13 protein-coding genes are annotated in these 16,059 nt (G+C 70.2%); 5 read left to right on the top strand and 8 right to left on the bottom strand.

Annotated features, from left to right (window positions below):
* Window positions 1–51: 51 nt before the first annotated feature.
* On the bottom strand, window positions 52–1,035 hold the full coding sequence (nusA, locus tag ACWIDW_RS00850; RefSeq protein ID WP_454122183.1) for a transcription termination factor NusA: 984 nt from the start codon (window positions 1,033–1,035) through the stop codon (window positions 52–54).
* Here nusA and ACWIDW_RS00845 point away from each other — a divergent pair.
* Entirely contained in the window at window positions 925–2,526 is a 1,602-nt protein-coding gene (locus ACWIDW_RS00845) for a flavin monoamine oxidase family protein (protein WP_454122181.1), read from the top strand. The two genes, nusA and ACWIDW_RS00845, sit on opposite strands and share 111 nt — an antisense overlap.
* A gap of 30 nt (window positions 2,527–2,556) precedes the next feature.
* Here ACWIDW_RS00845 and ACWIDW_RS00840 read toward each other — a convergent pair whose 3' ends face one another.
* Window positions 2,557–3,279: a hypothetical protein gene (locus ACWIDW_RS00840; RefSeq protein WP_454122179.1), complete on the bottom strand. Its 723-nt coding sequence runs from the start codon at window positions 3,277–3,279 to the stop codon at window positions 2,557–2,559.
* Between the two features lie 178 nt (window positions 3,280–3,457).
* Here ACWIDW_RS00840 and ACWIDW_RS00835 point away from each other — a divergent pair, with 178 nt between their 5' ends.
* Together ACWIDW_RS00835 and ACWIDW_RS00830 are read left to right on the top strand one after the other, a co-directional pair.
* The gene (locus ACWIDW_RS00835) at window positions 3,458–5,371 is read left to right on the top strand and encodes a sensor histidine kinase (protein WP_454122177.1); all 1,914 of its coding nucleotides are present in this window, start codon (window positions 3,458–3,460) and stop codon (window positions 5,369–5,371) included.
* Entirely contained in the window at window positions 5,359–6,000 is a 642-nt protein-coding gene (locus tag ACWIDW_RS00830) for a response regulator transcription factor (protein ID WP_454122175.1), read from the top strand. Before ACWIDW_RS00835 ends, ACWIDW_RS00830 begins: the two co-directional genes overlap by 13 nt.
* A 79-nt stretch (window positions 6,001–6,079) precedes the next feature.
* On the opposite strand, the gene ACWIDW_RS00825 is transcribed toward ACWIDW_RS00830, so the two are convergent.
* The 4 genes from ACWIDW_RS00825 to ACWIDW_RS00810 all read right to left on the bottom strand — a co-directional run bounded on the left by ACWIDW_RS00825 (window position 6,080) and on the right by ACWIDW_RS00810 (window position 11,069).
* Complete coding sequence (locus tag ACWIDW_RS00825) at window positions 6,080–7,114, bottom strand: LOG family protein (protein ID WP_454122173.1); 1,035 nt, start codon at window positions 7,112–7,114, stop codon at window positions 6,080–6,082.
* Window positions 7,115–7,159: 45 nt separating this feature from the next.
* Complete coding sequence (locus ACWIDW_RS00820) at window positions 7,160–8,428, bottom strand: glycosyltransferase (RefSeq protein WP_454122171.1); 1,269 nt, start codon at window positions 8,426–8,428, stop codon at window positions 7,160–7,162.
* 75 nt (window positions 8,429–8,503) lie between these two features.
* On the bottom strand, window positions 8,504–10,258 hold the full coding sequence (locus ACWIDW_RS00815) for a proline--tRNA ligase (RefSeq protein WP_454122169.1): 1,755 nt from the start codon (window positions 10,256–10,258) through the stop codon (window positions 8,504–8,506).
* Window positions 10,259–10,298: 40 nt separating this feature from the next.
* Complete coding sequence (locus ACWIDW_RS00810; protein WP_454122168.1) at window positions 10,299–11,069, bottom strand: isocitrate lyase/PEP mutase family protein; 771 nt, start codon at window positions 11,067–11,069, stop codon at window positions 10,299–10,301.
* A 79-nt stretch (window positions 11,070–11,148) separates the two neighbouring features.
* Here ACWIDW_RS00810 and ACWIDW_RS00805 point away from each other — a divergent pair, with 79 nt between their 5' ends.
* Window positions 11,149–12,570 carry an RNB domain-containing ribonuclease gene (locus ACWIDW_RS00805; RefSeq protein ID WP_454122166.1) on the top strand — a complete coding sequence of 474 codons (1,422 nt, stop codon included), beginning with the start codon at window positions 11,149–11,151 and terminating at the stop codon, window positions 12,568–12,570.
* 20 nt (window positions 12,571–12,590) lie between these two features.
* On the opposite strand, the gene ACWIDW_RS00800 is transcribed toward ACWIDW_RS00805, so the two are convergent.
* Window positions 12,591–13,445, bottom strand: a complete 855-nt coding sequence (locus ACWIDW_RS00800; RefSeq protein ID WP_454122165.1) for a hypothetical protein — start codon at window positions 13,443–13,445, stop codon at window positions 12,591–12,593.
* Window positions 13,446–13,462: 17 nt separating this feature from the next.
* Window positions 13,463–14,614: a flavodoxin-dependent (E)-4-hydroxy-3-methylbut-2-enyl-diphosphate synthase gene (gene ispG / locus ACWIDW_RS00795; protein WP_313356625.1), complete on the bottom strand. Its 1,152-nt coding sequence runs from the start codon at window positions 14,612–14,614 to the stop codon at window positions 13,463–13,465.
* Between the two features lie 119 nt (window positions 14,615–14,733).
* On the opposite strand from ispG, the gene ACWIDW_RS00790 reads away from it, so the two are divergent.
* The gene (locus ACWIDW_RS00790; protein WP_454122164.1) at window positions 14,734–15,978 is read left to right on the top strand and encodes a DUF222 domain-containing protein; all 1,245 of its coding nucleotides are present in this window, start codon (window positions 14,734–14,736) and stop codon (window positions 15,976–15,978) included.
* Window positions 15,979–16,059 lie beyond the last annotated feature (81 nt).

Below are 16,059 nucleotides of genomic sequence, written 5' to 3'. Positions count from 1 at the left end.
CGGCGCATCGACCGACGCCCGCCGCACCGCGAGCGGGCAGGTCGGCGCGGTTCACTCCATCACGCTGTCGGGCTGGATGTCGATCTTCGCGCCGGTGAGCTTGGCGGCGAGACGGGCGTTCTGCCCCTCCTTGCCGATGGCGAGCGACAGCTGGTAGTCGGGCACCAGCGCGCGGACGGCCTTGGTGCCGGCGTCGAGCACGAACGCCGACGTGACCTTCGCAGGCGACAGCGCATGCGCGACGAAAGTGGCGAGGTCGGGGTGGTGGTCGACGATGTCGATCTTCTCCCCCGCGAGCTCTTCGGTGACCGCACGGACGCGACGGCCCATCTCGCCGATGCACGATCCCTTGGCGTTCACCGACGGGTCGTTCGCCTTCACGGCGATCTTGGTGCGGTGCCCGGCCTCGCGGGCGAGCGAGACGATCTCGACGAGTCCGCCGGCGATCTCGGGCACCTCGAGGGCGAACAGCTTGCGGACGAGACCCGGGTGGGTGCGCGAGACGGTGATCTGCGGGCCCTTGGCGCCCTTGGCGACGCTGGTCACGTAGACGCGCAGGCGGCGCCCGTGCGTGTACTCCTCGCCCGGCACCTGCTCCTCGGGCGGGAGGATCGCCTCGACGCTGCCGAGATCGACGTGGATCATGCGCGGGTTGGGACCCTGCTGGATGACTCCGGCGACGATGTCGCCCTCCTTGCCCCGGAACTCCCCGAGCACGGCGTCATCGGCGATGTCGCGAAGACGCTGGCTGATGACCTGCTTTGCGGCGTACGCGGCGATGCGCCCGAAGTCCTCCGGAGTGGTCTCCTCCTCGCCGATGACCGCGCCCTCGTCATCGTGCACGGGCTGCAGCACCGCGACGTGACCGGTCTTGCGGTCGAGTTCGACGCGCACGCCGGGCGGGACGGATCCGTCTTCGGAGACGTGCTTGCCGTAGGCGGTGAGGATGGCCTGCTCGATGATCGACACGAGTTCATCGAAGGGAATCGCCTTCTCCTTCTCGATTCCGCGCAGCAGTGCGAGTTCGATGTCCATCAGCGGTCTCCTCTATTCAGCTCTCACCGCGGACAGGTGCTCCGCGGGCATCAGACAAGAATAGCCGATCCGCCGTGGCCCGGCGAAGGGCCGCAAGCCCGCCGGTGCGCCCCGGCGCACGCGATACTGGGAGCCATGGAGCGATTCGACACGGTCGTCGTCGGCGCCGGCATGGCCGGTCTCACCTGTGCGCGGATGCTGGCGGATGCCGGCCGTGAGGTCGTCGTGCTCGAGGCACGTGACCGGCTCGGCGGGCGCATGAGCACCGACCGCTCCCACGGGTTCCCGGTCGACCTCGGTGCCTCCTGGATCCACGGCATCCACGCATCGCCGCTGTGGGAGCTCGTGCATGCGCTCGGCCTTCCGACGAAGGAGTTCACGGTGGGCAGCTTCCAGGTCGGCGGCCGACGCATGGAGCACTTCGACGGGTCGGGCCGGCGGATGGACGCCGAGGCGTCCGCTCAGTGGACGAGCGACGTGCAGGCGGTCGACCGGGATCTTGTCGAGGTGATCGCCCGCTCCTCCCCCGGTGACAGCTACCTCGATGTCACCGAGCGCGCGCTGGATGCGTCCGGCCTGTCGCCGGAGCGGATCGACGAGATCCGGGAGTTCTTCCGTCATCGCGTCGAGGAGCAGTGCGGTGCGTGGATCGGCGACCTGGACGCGCACGGGCTGGACGAGGATGCCATCGACGGCGATGAGGTCATCTTCCTGCGCGGGTACGACGAACTCCCCGCGCGGATCGGGGCCGGGCTCGACGTCCGCTTCGGCACGACCGTCACACGGGTGCGCCGTTCGAGCCATGGCCTCGTCGTCAGTGCCGACGCCGCCGAGTACACGGCGAAGACCGTCGTCGTGACGGTTCCGCTCGGTGTGCTCAAGTCCGGCCCGATCGATTTCGACCCGCCTCTGCCCGACCACGTCGCCGGTCCGATCGAAAGGCTCGGCATGGGCGTGTTCAACAAGATCTTCCTGCAGTTCCCCGAACGGTTCTGGCAGGACGACAGCTACGTGATCCGGGCGCTCGGCGAAGCCGGCGAGCGCTGGCACTCCTGGTACGACGTGTCGGCGATCAGCGGCATCCCGACGCTGCTGACCTTCGCTGCAGGTCCCCTCGGTCGGCATCTGCAGGATCTCACCGACGACGAGATCGTCACCGACGTGCTGTTGGCGCTCCGCACCCTGTACGGGGATGCCGTGGGCGAGCCGATCGGGCGGTGGGTGACCCGGTGGGGCCGGGATCCGCTCGCGGCAGGATCGTACTCGTACCTCGCCACCGGCTCGTCCCACCACGACCATGAGGCGCTCGCCGGGCCCGTCGACGGCGATCTGCACTTCGCGGGGGAGGCGACCTGGGGTGATGAGCCGGCGACCGTCGGAGCCGCTTTCTACTCGGGGCGACGTGCGGCCGAGCGCATCCTCGGTCACCCGGTGGATCTCACCGCATTCGCGGACGGTGTCGTCCAGCGAGAGGACGCTGAGGCACGCTGATTCGTGCTGACCGGCGAGGCCGCGCCCGAGTCAGCCGCGCGCGACCCACTCCGTGTCCGTCAGGCGCAGCGCGTGGGATGCCAGGATCGACAGCCCGACCACCTCGAGCATCCCTCCGGCGACGGCGAACCACTCCCCGCCGCCGGAGATGTTGATCACGTGCCCGATCGTCCAGCCGGCGATCAGGAGCCCTGTCCACCACGGCACGCCGAGTCGGCGGCCGCCGAGTGCCACCGCAAGACCGAGCAGCAGCGTGCCGACGAGGTTGCCGATGGCGAACAGCAGGAAGAACGGCAGCTGCCACGCGCGGATCGGCGACGTGTCGAGCACGCTCAGGTCGATGTCGGCCAGCGACAGCGCGAGCGTGTCGTACCCGCTGAAGTTCATGCCGAAATAGCAGACGTAGCCGAGCATCATGAGCACCACGGCCGACAGGCCCAGCCGCGGCTTCGCGGGCCGCACGACCCGCAGGGCCGCGAGGAGCCCCGGGATCGCGAGCAGCACGCCGATGAGAGCCCCCGTGGTCATCAGCGGCGAGAGCCCGGCGAACGTGCGGTAGAGCTCCTGCGTCTCGGCCATGGTCCCCGTGTCGGTGAGCCCCGACGTCGTCGTGGTCCAGGCGTACGCGGTGTTCACGAGAAGCTGGAACGCGAACGCCAGCGGCAGAGCGATCGCCGCAGCGGTGCGGCGGAATCGCGTGGTGGGCTCCGCAGCGGCGAGCGCGGCGTCGGATGTGACATCGGTGACAGACATGATCTCCTCCTGGTTTCGGGGCCGGACGTCGGATGGTCGTCCCGTCCCCTCTGACGATGCCCCCGCCGAGCGCAGGCCGGATCCGGGCCCGCTCGTGTTCGAGTCCCGTGCCGGTGCGGTGCTCGGCCACGTGCTGGCACGGATACCGGCCGCCGACGCCGCGGCCTAGTGTTGCCTCATGAGCACCGGGTTGCGCGTGCCGTGGAGTGTGCGAAGGCGGGAGCTGACCGCGGCTGTGACGGTGGTCGCATTGATCGTCGCGACCGTCGTGGCGGGCGTCCTGCTGGTGCTCCTGGCGCCGCTGAACCCTCCGCCCCAGGTGGGCACGTCGTTCGCCGTCGCCGCGGTCCAGCTGCTGCTCGCCGTGCTGATCATTCGAACCTCGCCGGGTGATGTCACCGCAGTCCTGCTCGCAGCGCTGGGTCTCGTCATCGTCGTGGCGAACTCCCTCGACCTCACGGAACTGCCTGCGCTGGAAGGCAGCTGGATGCTGCTGTACCTGCCGGTGGCCCTGCTTCTGCTGGTGGCCCCGACCGGCCATCCCGCGTCGCCGCGCTGGCGCGCTCTCGCCGTGGCGATCTGCGCGGTCGTCGCCGTGTTCTTGTCGGTCACCGCCGCGCAACACCTCTGGCCGCCTGCGGCTGACACCCTGGCCGTGATCGGATTGCCGGTGCTGGTGACCTTCTTCGGTCTGCTGATCGCCTGCGCCATCGCACCGTTCGCGCGATATCGCCGAGCTGACGACGGCGTGCGGATGCAGCTGCGCTGGGTGCTGGGCGCGGGGCTGTCGCTGCCGCTGACACTGCTGCTGTGCTGGGCGAGCTACCTCGCGCTCGGCGGCCCCGACCTGGTGGTGTTCGGCCTCGTGATCATGCTCCTCACGGTGCCGGTCGGCGCGACGATCGCGATCGTCGATCCGCAGCTGTTCGACGTGGACCGAGCCGTCGTGGCCGCGGTGACGGTGCTCGCGCTGGCGTCAGCGGCCCTGGCGGTGCTGTCGATCGCCGGGCTTGCCGCCGGGCGTCCCCTTGCGCAGTGGCCGCCGATGATCGCATCCGGTGCCGCGATCGCCGCGACGCTCGCCGCCGTCGTCGCGTTCCCCTTCGCCCAACGGGGCTTCGACCGGATGCTGTATCCCCAGCGCTCCCGCGCCGTCGCGGCGCTGCGCAGACTGAGTGCGGCGATCGACACGGGCACTGCGCAGCCGGAGCAGATCCAGACAGTGCTGCGTGAAGCGCTGCGAGATCCGGAACTTGTCGTCGCATACCGGCGCCTGGCCGATCGAGCGCTGATCGGCATGGACGGAAGGCCGGCGACGCTGGGACCGATCGCGGCGACCGTGCACGCCCGGGGCGACGACATCGGGGCGATCATCCCCTCGGCCGGACATGTCAAGCGGCCCGCCGTCGCGATCGCACGCGAGGCTTCCGCCGTGCTCGACGTGGTGCGCGCCAGGGCGGAACTGGCCGCGGCCGCCGCCGAGATCGACGCATCGCGCGAGCGGATGCTGCGAGCGGGCTATGACGAACGCCGGCGGCTGGAGCGCGATCTGCACGATGGTGCGCAACAGCGACTCGTCGCGCTCGGCATGCGCCTTCGGGTGCTCCAGCGCGCAGCCGCGGCCGACAGCGCGCTCGCCTCGTCCTTGGACACCGCGGTCGCCGAGCTCGGCACTGCCGTGGCCGAGCTGAGACAGCTCGCGCACGGTGTTCGTCCGAGCGCGCTCGACGACGGTCTCGCAGCCGCGCTGGCCGCGGTCGGGCGCCTCTCACCCGAGACGATCGAGCTCGACGTACGGGCCGGAGATCTGCCCGATGCCATCGCGACGACGGCGTACTTCGTCGTGAACGAGGCCGTGTCGAACGCCCTGCGACACGCGGGGGCGGCGCGCATCGGCGTGCTCGTCCGCCAGTCCGACGACACCGTGCAGGTGCGGGTGTCCGACGACGGCCGCGGCGGCGCCACCGCGTGCCCGAGCGGCGGACTGACCGGTCTGTCAGACCGGGTGCGCGCGATCGGCGGCGAGCTGCGCGTGACCTCGCCGATCGGCGAGGGCACCGTCATAGAGGCGGTGCTGCCGTGCGCATCGTGATCGGCGAGGACTCGGCACTGTTCCGCGAGGGACTGGCCGCTCTGCTCGAGTCGGCAGGGCACGAGATCGTCGGTCGCGCGCCGACCGGCCCCGTCGCCGTCGCCCAGGTGCGCGCACAACGGCCGGATGTGGCGGTGCTCGACGTGCGGATGCCCCAGCACGACGAGGGCATCGCCGCGGCGCTGGAGATCCGGGCGGAGGACTCGCCGACGCCGGTGCTGCTGCTGTCGCAGCACATCGAGACCCGTCGCACGGTCGAGTTGGTCGCGTCAGGGGCGATCGGGTATCTGCTCAAGGATCGCGTGCTCGACGTCGACGAGTTCCTGGGTGCGCTCACACGCGTGGCAGGAGGCGGCACGGCGCTCGATCCCGAGGTCGTCACACGGCTGCTCGGGGCAGCGCGCGCCGCGTCGGTGCTCGACGCGCTGACGCCGCGAGAACTGGAGGTTCTCGCCCTGATGGCGGAGGGATGGTCGAATGCAGCGATCGCGGTGCGGCTTTTCCTCTCGGAGCGCACCGTCGAGACGCATATCGGATCGGTCTTCGCGAAGCTCGCCCTCCCCGACTCCGCCGACGGCAACCGCCGAGTGCGCGCCATCCTCGCCTACCTGGATGCCCGACCTGAGTAGCCCCGCAGACCATCCTGAGTAGCCCCGCAGACCATCGCGCTGTGACGACGACGCTCTTCCCGATCGACCGCGCTGACGATCAGTTCGCGGAGGGCAGCTCGTTGATCGCGCGGATCAGCGCGTAGAGCTGGCCGACGCTGCGCTGCTCGAGGTGCAGCGCCAGGCGAGGCAGCTCGACCACGTCACCGGCCGTGCGCTCGACGTCGAGCGGCTCGGTGCGCTCGATGCGCCCGTACTCGCACATGTGGCCGAAGCGCTCGTTGAGGCTCTCGATCTCGGCATCCGTCGGAGTGTGCACCAGCCGCAGCACCAGCAGATCCCCGACCCAGCGCAGCGAGTCGTAGTTGCGCCAGAATCCGGTGACGTGGGCCGCCGCCTCGTGCACCGAGTCGGTGATCAGCACCCGGTCGAGGTCGTGCGGCGAGATCACTCCCGCGGGTGCGAGGTGCTCGTCGACGAAGCGCTTCAGTCCGTTCCAGAAGGCGCCGTTCGGTGCGTCGAGAAGCACGATCGGCATCGGCTCCGCCTTGCCGGTCTGCTGCAGGGTGAGCAGCTCGAACATCTCGTCCATGGTGCCGAAGCCGCCGGGCAGGCAGATGAACCCGCGCGACTCCTTGATCAGCATGAGCTTGCGCGTGAAGAAGTACTTCATCGACACGACCTGCGTGCTCTCGGCGACGATCGTGTTCGCGCGCTCCTCGAACGGCAGGCGGATCGACACGCCGAGAGACATCTTCGATCCGGCGCCCTCGGCCGCCGCCTGCATGATCCCGGGCCCGGCGCCGGTGACGACCATCCAGCCGTCGTCAGCGAGGGCCGACGCCACGTCGCGGGCCTGCACGTACAGCGGGTCGTCCTCACGCGTGCGCGCGGAGCCGAACACCGTGACCTTGGGCACGTGGTGGAACGGCTGGAACAGACGGAATGCGTTGTGCATCTCCTGCAGTGCAGCCGAGGCGATCTTCAGATCGAGTCGGTCGGTGCCCTCCTGCCCCAGCGACAGCGAGGTCTGCAGCAGCCGGGCGATGAGACCCCGCTCGGTGCGGATGCCTGCTTCGTCGAGAAGCACGGTGATCTGCTGGCGCAGGTCTTCGTCAAGCGTGGCGTCCGTCATGCCTCCACCCTTGCACACCGCACCGACAGCACGGCCCGCACGCGCTCACGCCCGCGCGGATGCCTCGACGATGCCGGCCGCCGCCGCGGCGCCGCCCAGGTCGCGCAGCTGACGCCCGACCTCGGCGGCCGCCGTCGCGTACGAGTCGTCGCCGAGCATCCGGTCGACGGCGGCAGCCACCGCCGCCGCTGTCGGCGTGCCGGTGCGCAGGTCGATCCCCGCCCCGCTCCACGCCACCCGCGCGGCTACTTCGGGCTTGTCGAGATCGCCGCCGGCGACGACGAGCGGGATGCCGTGACTCAGCAGGGCGAGGGTGCCACCCCACCCGCCGTTCGTGATCGCGAGGTCCACCCTGGGCAGCAGCTGCGCGAACGGGACGAATCCCGCGACGCGGGTGTTGCCCGGCACGGGGAACGGCAGCGAGTCGCGACCGGGGATGCCGGTGGTCGCGACGACCACGACGTCGCGCCCGTCCAGCGCCTGCAGCGCAGGACGCAGCAGGTCGCTCGGGTCGATGTTCTGCGTGCCCTGGGTCACCAGCACGACGCGCCGGCCGTCGAGGTCATCCCACCATCCCGGCAGCGCGAGGTCGTCGGGATGCCGCGCGCTGAGCTCGCCGACGAACATCAGGTGCGCGGGTCGATCACCTCGTCCGTAGTCGAGCCGCGGCGAGCCGCTCGCGGCGATCGACGTCGGCGAGAACACCAGGCGCTCCAGGGTGCGTCCGGTCGGCCTCATGCCGACGGCTGCCTCGGCCTCGCCGAGTGCCGTGACCAGCGGGCGCGTCAGCGCCGGCACCAGGGCCCGAAGCACGGCATCCCTGGTCTTCGAGATCGGTCCGGTGCCGGGCACGATTCCCATGCCGCTGGGCGGACCGGCGGGCCCTACGAGGTTGAGCGGCAGCACCCCGATCGTCGTCCAGGGCATCCCCCCTCGTTCGCTGAACAGCGCCGCGCCGACCGACGTCTCGTCGGCGGCGAGCGCCTGCCACGGTTCCCGGTCCCACTCCGCCTGCAGGTCGTCGACCTGCGCGGGAGCGGTGCGGATGAAGCAGTCGGCCATGTTGACCAGCAGCTGCGCGAAGCCCTTCTTGCCGACCAGCCGCGGAAAGGTGGCCGGCAGGTCGTTCTCGTCGAAGTCGGGCGCGCGGTCCCACGGGATCAGACGCGCGCCGGCCTGCTCGACCCGCTGCCTGTGCTGTGAGCCGGTGTAGAAGCGCACGTCATGGCCGCGATGCACCAGCTCTGCGGCGACGGCCGCCAGGGGGGCGACGTGCCCGGTGAACGGCATCGCCGTCAGCAGAATCCGGCTCATCAGTCGATTGTGGTCTCATCGAGCGCGACGATCCACCGTGGCACCACGGAGAACCGTCCTGCGGATGAGCGCGATTCAGCGGGTGAGGCGGACTACGGCCTCGTCGGCCGACAGCGATTCCCGCTCGCCGGTGGCGCGGTCCCACAGCTCGACCTGCCCGTCGGCCGCCCCGCGGCCGACGATCACGATCTTCGGCACGCCCACGAGCTCGGCGTCGCCGAACTTGACACCGGGCGACACCTTGACGCGGTCGTCGTAGAGCACGTCGAGCCGTGCGTCCTCGAGCCGGTTCGCGATGTCCGACGCGACGTCGAAGGCGACCTGGTCGCGACCGGCGGCGACGACCTGCACATCGAACGGCGCGACGGACGCGGGCCAGATCAGGCCTCGCTCGTCGTTGTTCAGCTCGGCGATGATCGCGAGGATGCGGGTGACGCCGATGCCGTACGAGCCCATCGTCACGGTGACGAGCTTGCCGTTCTGATCGAGGACCTTCAGTCCGAGCGCCTCGGCGTACTTGCGTCCGAGCTGGAAGACGTGGCCGATCTCCATGCCGCGGGCCAGCGAGACCGGGCCCGACCCGTCGGGTGCCGGGTCGCCGTCGCGGACGTTCGCGATCTCGACGGTGCCGTCTGCGGTGAAGTCGCGGCCGGCGACGACGGTGTGCGCGTGCTTCTCGTCGATGTTCGCCCCGGTGATCCAGCGGGTGCCGTCGGCGACGCGGGGGTCGACCAGGTACCGGATGCCGGTGGCCGACTCCTCACCGAGAACGGGTCCGGTCTCGGACCACGGGCCGATGTAGCCGCGGACGAGCAGCGGGTTCCGCTCGAAGTCCGCGTCGGTGGCGGCCTCGACCTCGGCGGGTGCGAAGGCGACCTCCGCGCGCTTGAGATCGACGTCGCGGTCGCCGGGGATGCCGACGATCACGAGCTCGCGGGAGCCGTCGAGGTGCGTCAGCGCGAGCACGACGTTCTTCAGCGTGTCGGCTGCGGTGTACTCCCCGTCGAGCACGGCGTTGCTGTGGGCGACGAGCGTGTCGATGGTCGGGGTGCCGGGCGAGTCGAAGATCGTCGCCGGTCCCACGCCGTCCCAGCCGACGGCATCCGGAGCGGTGGTGGTGTACGCCTCGACGTTGGCGGCGTAGCCGCCCTCGCTGCGCACGAAGGTGTCCTCTCCGACGGGCGTCGGGTGCAGGAACTCCTCGCTTCGCGAGCCGCCCATCGCGCCGGCATCCGCCTGCACGATCGCGTACTCGAGGCCGAGGCGCCGGAAGATGCGCTCGTAGGCGTCGCGCTGCGCCATGTAGCTGGCGTCGAGGCCCTCGTCGGAGGCGTCGAAGGAGTAGGCGTCCTTCATCGTGAACTCGCGGCCGCGCAGCAGCCCTGCACGGGGACGGGCCTCGTCGCGGTACTTGTCCTGGATCTGATAGAGCGTCAGCGGCAGATCCTTGTACGACGAGTACAGGTCCTTCACGAGCAGGGTGAACGCCTCTTCGTGGGTGGGTGCGAGCAGGTAGTCGCCGCCCTTGCGATCCTGCAGCCGGAACAGAAGGTCGCCGTACTCGTCCCACCGTCCGGTGGCCTCGTATGCTTCGCGGGGCATCAGCGCCGGGAAGTGCACCTCCTGGGCTCCCGCCGCGGCCATCTCCTCGCGGATCACGGTCTCGATCCTGGCCTTCACCCGCAGGCCCAGCGGCAGCCAGGCGAAGATGCCCGCCGCCTGCGGCCGGATGTACCCGGCGCGGATCAGCAGCTTCTGGCTGGCGACCTCGGCACCAGCCGGGTCTTCGCGAAGCGTGCGGAGGAAGAAGTTCGAGAGACGAGTCACCACGGGGCAAGTCTAGTGACCCGCGCTCACTCGTCTCGTCGGGTCAGTTCAGCGCTCGAGTGCCCTCCGGGATCACGCCGTTGGCGTACAGGTCGGTGGCGAGGTCCTGCAGCGCCGTGAGCGCGGCGCGCTGCGTCGTCGGGCCGTACGAGATGCGCGACACTCCGAGCGCCTCGTACTCGGCCGCTGTGAGCGCCCCCGGCAGGCCGATGACACTGACTTTGTTGTGGCCGATGCCGTCGACGAGGGTTCGGGTGGCATCCGCGTCGAGGACGCCGGGCACGAATACGGCGGTGGCCCCTGCGTCGATGAACGCGCGGCCGCGCTCGACTGCATCAGCCAGCTTGTCGGCGAGCGGCTTGTCTCCGCCGCGCACGATCGCGTCCGTGCGGGCGTTGAGTGCGAACGCCACGCCCTCCGCCTGTGCGGCCTTGACGATCGCCTCGACCTTCGCGACGGACTCGGCGAACGGCGCGAGCCGATCTTCGATATTCCCACCGACCACGCCGACGCCGATCGCCAGTCGCGTGGTCTCGCCCGCGTCGCCGTATCCGTCGTCGAGGTCGGCGGTCACCGGCAGGTCGACGCCGGCGGCGATGCGGCCGACGAAGTCGATCATGAGGTCGCGTGGGATCTGACCGTCGGCATAGCCGAAGGTCGCCGCGATCGAGTGACCGGCGGTGGCGAGGGCTTTCGTCTCGGGCAGCGCGGCGACGGCCTTGGCCGACACGACGTCCCAGATGTTGACGACGCGCAGGATCTCCGGCGCGTCGTAGAGGTCGATGAGAGTGCGGGCCTTGTCAGCGTTCGTCATGTCCTCACGGTAGTGCGCGTGGCGCGGTGCGGGGGCCGCTGTCACCCGAGATCTCCAGGGCTCTGCATAGGGTGGACGCATGCCTCAGCGTCGATCACACGTTTCGCCCTCCGCCGCGCAGAGCGAGCTCGCTGAGGCGCTGACCGCGCTGCGCGAGGGGATCGAGGCGCCCGTCGAGTTCCCACCTGAGGCGGTCGCCGAAGCCGAGGCGGCGAGCGCGCCGACGCCGGAGCTGGATCTGCGCGACGTGCCCTTCGCCACTCTCGACCCGCTGGGCTCGAAGGATCTCGACCAGGCGTTCCACCTCGAGCGCGCCGGCTCGGGCTACCGGGTGCGGTACGCGATCGCCGATGTGCCCGGCTTCGTGACGCCCGGTGGCGCCGTCGACGCGCAGGCCCGCCTGCGCGGGCAGACCCTCTATCTCGCGGACGGCAGCATCCCGCTGCACCCCCGGGTGCTGTCCGAGGATCGCGCGTCGCTGCTTCCGGATGCCGAGCGGCCGGCGCTCGTGTGGACGTTCACCCTCGACGCCGAGGGGTCGAAGACGGACTTCCGGCTCGAGCGCGCTCTCATCCGGTCGCGGGCGCAGCTCGACTACGTCTCGGCACAGGCATCCGTCGATCGGGACGGAGATCACCATCTCGCTCTGCTGCGGGAGATCGGCGAACTGCGCCGCGTGCAGGAGGCCGAACGCGGTGGCGCGAGTCTGAACCTGCCTGATGAGGAGGTCGTGCAGCGCGCGGACGGCCGTTACGACATCGAGCGCCGCCACCCACTGGCCGTCGAGGACTGGAACGCGCAGCTGTCGCTTCTGACGGGGATGGCAGCGGCCGAGCTGATGATCGACGCGAAGGTGGGCGTGCTGCGCACCATGCCGCAGCCGGACGAGCAGGCCTTCGCGCGGTTCCGCCGGCGGACCGAAGCGCTGGGGCGGCCGTGGAAGGACGGCCGGTACGGCGAGTACCTGCGCGCGCTCGACAAGACCGATCCGCTGACGCTGCCCGTTCTCGAGGCTGCGGCGTCGCTGTTCCGCGGCGCCGGCTACGTCACGTTCGACGGGCGACTGCCCGACGGTGACCTCGAGCAGGCGGCGATCGGCGCACCCTACGCGCACGCCACCGCTCCCCTGCGCAGACTGGTCGACCGGTGGTCGCTGGCGATCTGCGAGGCCGTGTCGCAGGGCCGACCCGCGCCGGACTGGGCACGCGACTCACTCGCCGAGCTGCCGTCGCTCATGCAGGAGTCGGCGCAACGGGCGTCGCGGCTGGATGCCGAGACCCTCAACCGTGTCGAGGCGGCGCTGCTGCAGCCGCTGGTCGGGACACGGATCGACGCCACGGTCATCGAGCTGCGCGGCGAGGATCGCGCCGCGGTGCAGATCGCGGAACCCGCCGTGACTGCATCCGCCCCGATCCCCGGGGGAACGACGCCCGGCGACACCGTGACGCTGACACTGGAAAGCGTGGACGTCGGCGACGGCGAAATTCGATTCGCGGCGTGAGCCGCGCGCTGTCGGTCGCCTCAGGACGGCGTGACCGTCGTCGTCATGACGAGCAGCTGCGGGTCACTCAGATCCAGGGCGACTCTGATGGAGGAGAATTCGGCCAGCGACCGCACGTGCGTGCCGCCGCACAGGAAGCCGACCTCGCCCTCGGGCAGGGTGCAGCGCCAGGTGCGACGGTCGATGATGCTCGGCCCGTCGACGTCGATGCGGCTCGCGCCAGCCGCGGCGACCCAGCCGGCGAGTGTGTCGTTGATCCGCGTCTCACGCTCGGCGAGCGTGGCGGCGAATCCCTCGGAGTCGAAGCCGGCCTTGCGCAGGCTCTTGCCCAGGCGATACTCGTCGACGCTGCCGTCGGCGTGGATGCGGCTGGACTGGTTCGCCTTCCCCTCGAAGTCGGGATTGCCAAGCGGGTCGGTGCCGATTTCCTTGCGCCACAGGTCGGCCAGCGCCGCGTCGAGGGCGAGGGATGCCAGGTGGCACGCGGTGTGCCCTCGGCTCAGGGAGGCTCGGCGGTCGGCATCCACCGTCAGGGTGACCCGCGCGCCGACGGCGATGCCGGCGGGGATGGCCCCCTCGGTGCGATGCCCGACCATCCACGTCCAGCCCTCGCCGCCGCGCTTGACGGGGATGTCGGAGCCGACCGCCAGCGCTCCCTCGTCGCTGATCGCGGCCATCACGGCCTCGGTCACGCTCACCTGCACGTCGCCGACGGTGATCGCGCCGGAATCTCCGGGCTGGTCGGGCCAGGTGTGGTCGACGGGATGGAACGGGGTGGCGTCGACCACGACGATCGAGGCCGCCTGGTCGACGAGCAGCACCTCGCCTTCGCCGGCCAGGGCGCCATCGGGGAACGAGACGAGCGTCGACTGCATGGATTCTTCCTGACGCGTCAGCCGGTGATGACCTGGGCGGTGCCGAGCGGGGCGTCGGAGCCCATCTCGGCGGCGATGCGGTTCGCCTCTTCGATGAGCGTGGCGACGATGTCGGCCTCGGGCACGGTCTTGATGACCTCTCCCTTGACGAAGATCTGCCCCTTGCCGTTGCCCGATGCGACGCCGAGGTCGGCCTCGCGCGCTTCGCCGGGGCCGTTCACGACGCAGCCCATCACGGCGACGCGCAGCGGGACGGTCATGTCCTTGAGACCTTCGGTGACGTCATCGGCGAGCGAGTAGACGTCGACCTGCGCGCGACCGCACGAGGGGCACGACACGATCTCGAGCTTGCGCTCGCGCAGGTTCAGCGACTGCAGGATCTGGTGGCCGACCTTCACCTCTTCAGCCGGAGGCGCCGAGAGTGAGACACGGATGGTGTCGCCGATGCCCTCGCCCAGCAGGATGCCGAAGGCCGTGGCGCTCTTGATCGTGCCCTGGAACGCCGGACCGGCTTCGGTCACTCCGAGGTGCAGCGGCCAGTCACCGCGCTCGGCCAGCTGGCGGTACGCCTTGACCATCACGACGGGGTCGTTGTGCTTGACCGAGATCTTGAAGTCGTGGAAGTCGTGCTCCTCGAACAGCGACGCCTCCCACACCGCGCTCTCGACCAGCGCTTCCGGCGTCGCCTTGCCGTACTTCTCGAGCAGGCGGGGGTCGAGCGAACCGGCGTTGACGCCGATGCGCAGCGACACGCCCGCATCCTGCGCGGCCTTGGCGATGGCGCCCACCTGATCGTCGAACTTGCGGATGTTGCCCGGGTTGACGCGCACCGCCGCGCAGCCCGCGTCGATCGCCTGGAACACGTACTTCGGCTGGAAGTGGATGTCGGCGATCACCGGGATCTGGCTCTTCTTCGCGATGATGTGCAGCACATCTGCGTCGTCCTGCGACGGCACGGCGACGCGGACGATCTCGCAGCCGGATGCCGTGAGCTCGGCGATCTGCTGCAGCGTGCCGTTGATGTCGGTGGTCTTCGTCGTCGTCATCGACTGGACGCTCACCGGGGCGTCGCCGCCGACGAGGACCTTGCCGACCCGGATCTGACGGGACTTGCGACGTGGGGCGAGGACTTCGGGGATGCGCGGCATCCCAAGATTCACTGCAGGCACCCCTCCAGGCTACCGCCGCCGGATCGGCGCGGGCTGGAAGTCGGCCACCTCGTGTCCGGGGCAAAATCTACCGTGATGCAGGTGTAGACACATTCGAATGTTTGTTCTATACTGGTGGGGTGATCATCGATGAGGAGTTCGGCTCGAGTCCGCGGTCTGCGGGTGATGTGCTGGGTGTTCTTCTCGATGATGTGACGTGTTCTGAGGTGGATGCGAACCGGTATGCGGCCCGTCAGGCGCAGCGGGTGGTGGAGGCGGTCGAGTTCGCTCGTCAGCATCCGGAGATCTACACGATCGACGCGGACGTGCGGATGGCCGAGCGTGCGGTCGTGCTGGAGTTGTCGCTGCGGTTGCGGATCTCGCAGGAGCGGGTGCGGGAGCTGTGCTCTGTCGCCGAGACGGCGGCGCGGGATCTGCCGCTGCTGTGGCAGCGCGCCCGTGACGGTTTCGCGTCGATGCACAACGTCGGGGTGATCGTCACCGCCGCCGGCGCGCTCGCCTCCCCGCTCGGTGCGCCGCGGGAGGTTCGGGATGCGGAGGCTGCGGCGCTCGCCCGGCTGGATGAGGCGGCGCACGAGTGGGTGCTGACCTGCTCATCGGCGGTGCTGCGGCAGCGGGCGAAGAAGCTCGTCGACCGGATCACCGGCGACACCGCCGCCCGCCGGCACACCCGCGCGATGGCCGACCGGTATGTCGGCCGCTCCCCCGCCGGCGACGGGATGTCGTGGGTCACCGCCCTGCTGCCCACCCACGAGGCGGTCGCGGTGATGCGCCGCCTGACGGCGACGGCGAAGCACACCCAGAAGTTTGAGCGCGACGGGCGCACGCGGGATCAGATCCGCGCCGACCTGTTCAGCGCATGGCTGCGCGGCATCGGCACCCCCACTGCGGTGAAGACGAAGGTCTTCGTCACCGTGCCCGTGCAGCTGCTTGCCGGCGAACCAGTCCCCGTCGAATCCGCGTCCATCGTGGGCGGCGACACCATCGACCCGCTCACCGCGAAGCAGCTCTTCCTCGACGCCCGCGGATTCCACCGGCTGATCACCGACCCCGTCAAAGGCGTGATCATCGACATGGACCGGCGCACCTACCGCCCCACCCGCGCTCAGCGCGACTGGCTGACCCTGCACCACGGGACCTGCTCCCGCGACGGATGCACCCACCTCGCCGTCGACGCCGACCTCGACCATGATCGGCCCTGGGCGAAGGGCGGAACCACCGACCTCACCCAGCTGCGCCCGCTCTGCCCCCGCGACCACACCATGCGACATCGCTCCCGAATCCGGTACCGCACCCGCCCCGACCACACCGTCCAGGTCATCTCCCCCACCGGTTTCCGCAGCGCTGCTCCGCCGCCCTTTTGACGATCGAGTGCGGCACCGGGATCGAAAGAGGCTGTCTCCGCGAGCGAAAACGGCTGCACGCGGCGTCACGCACCCGATCGC

Source organism: Microbacterium sp. NPDC055312 (assembly GCF_053645675.1).
This window is presented reverse-complemented; position numbering and strand designations above follow the sequence as displayed.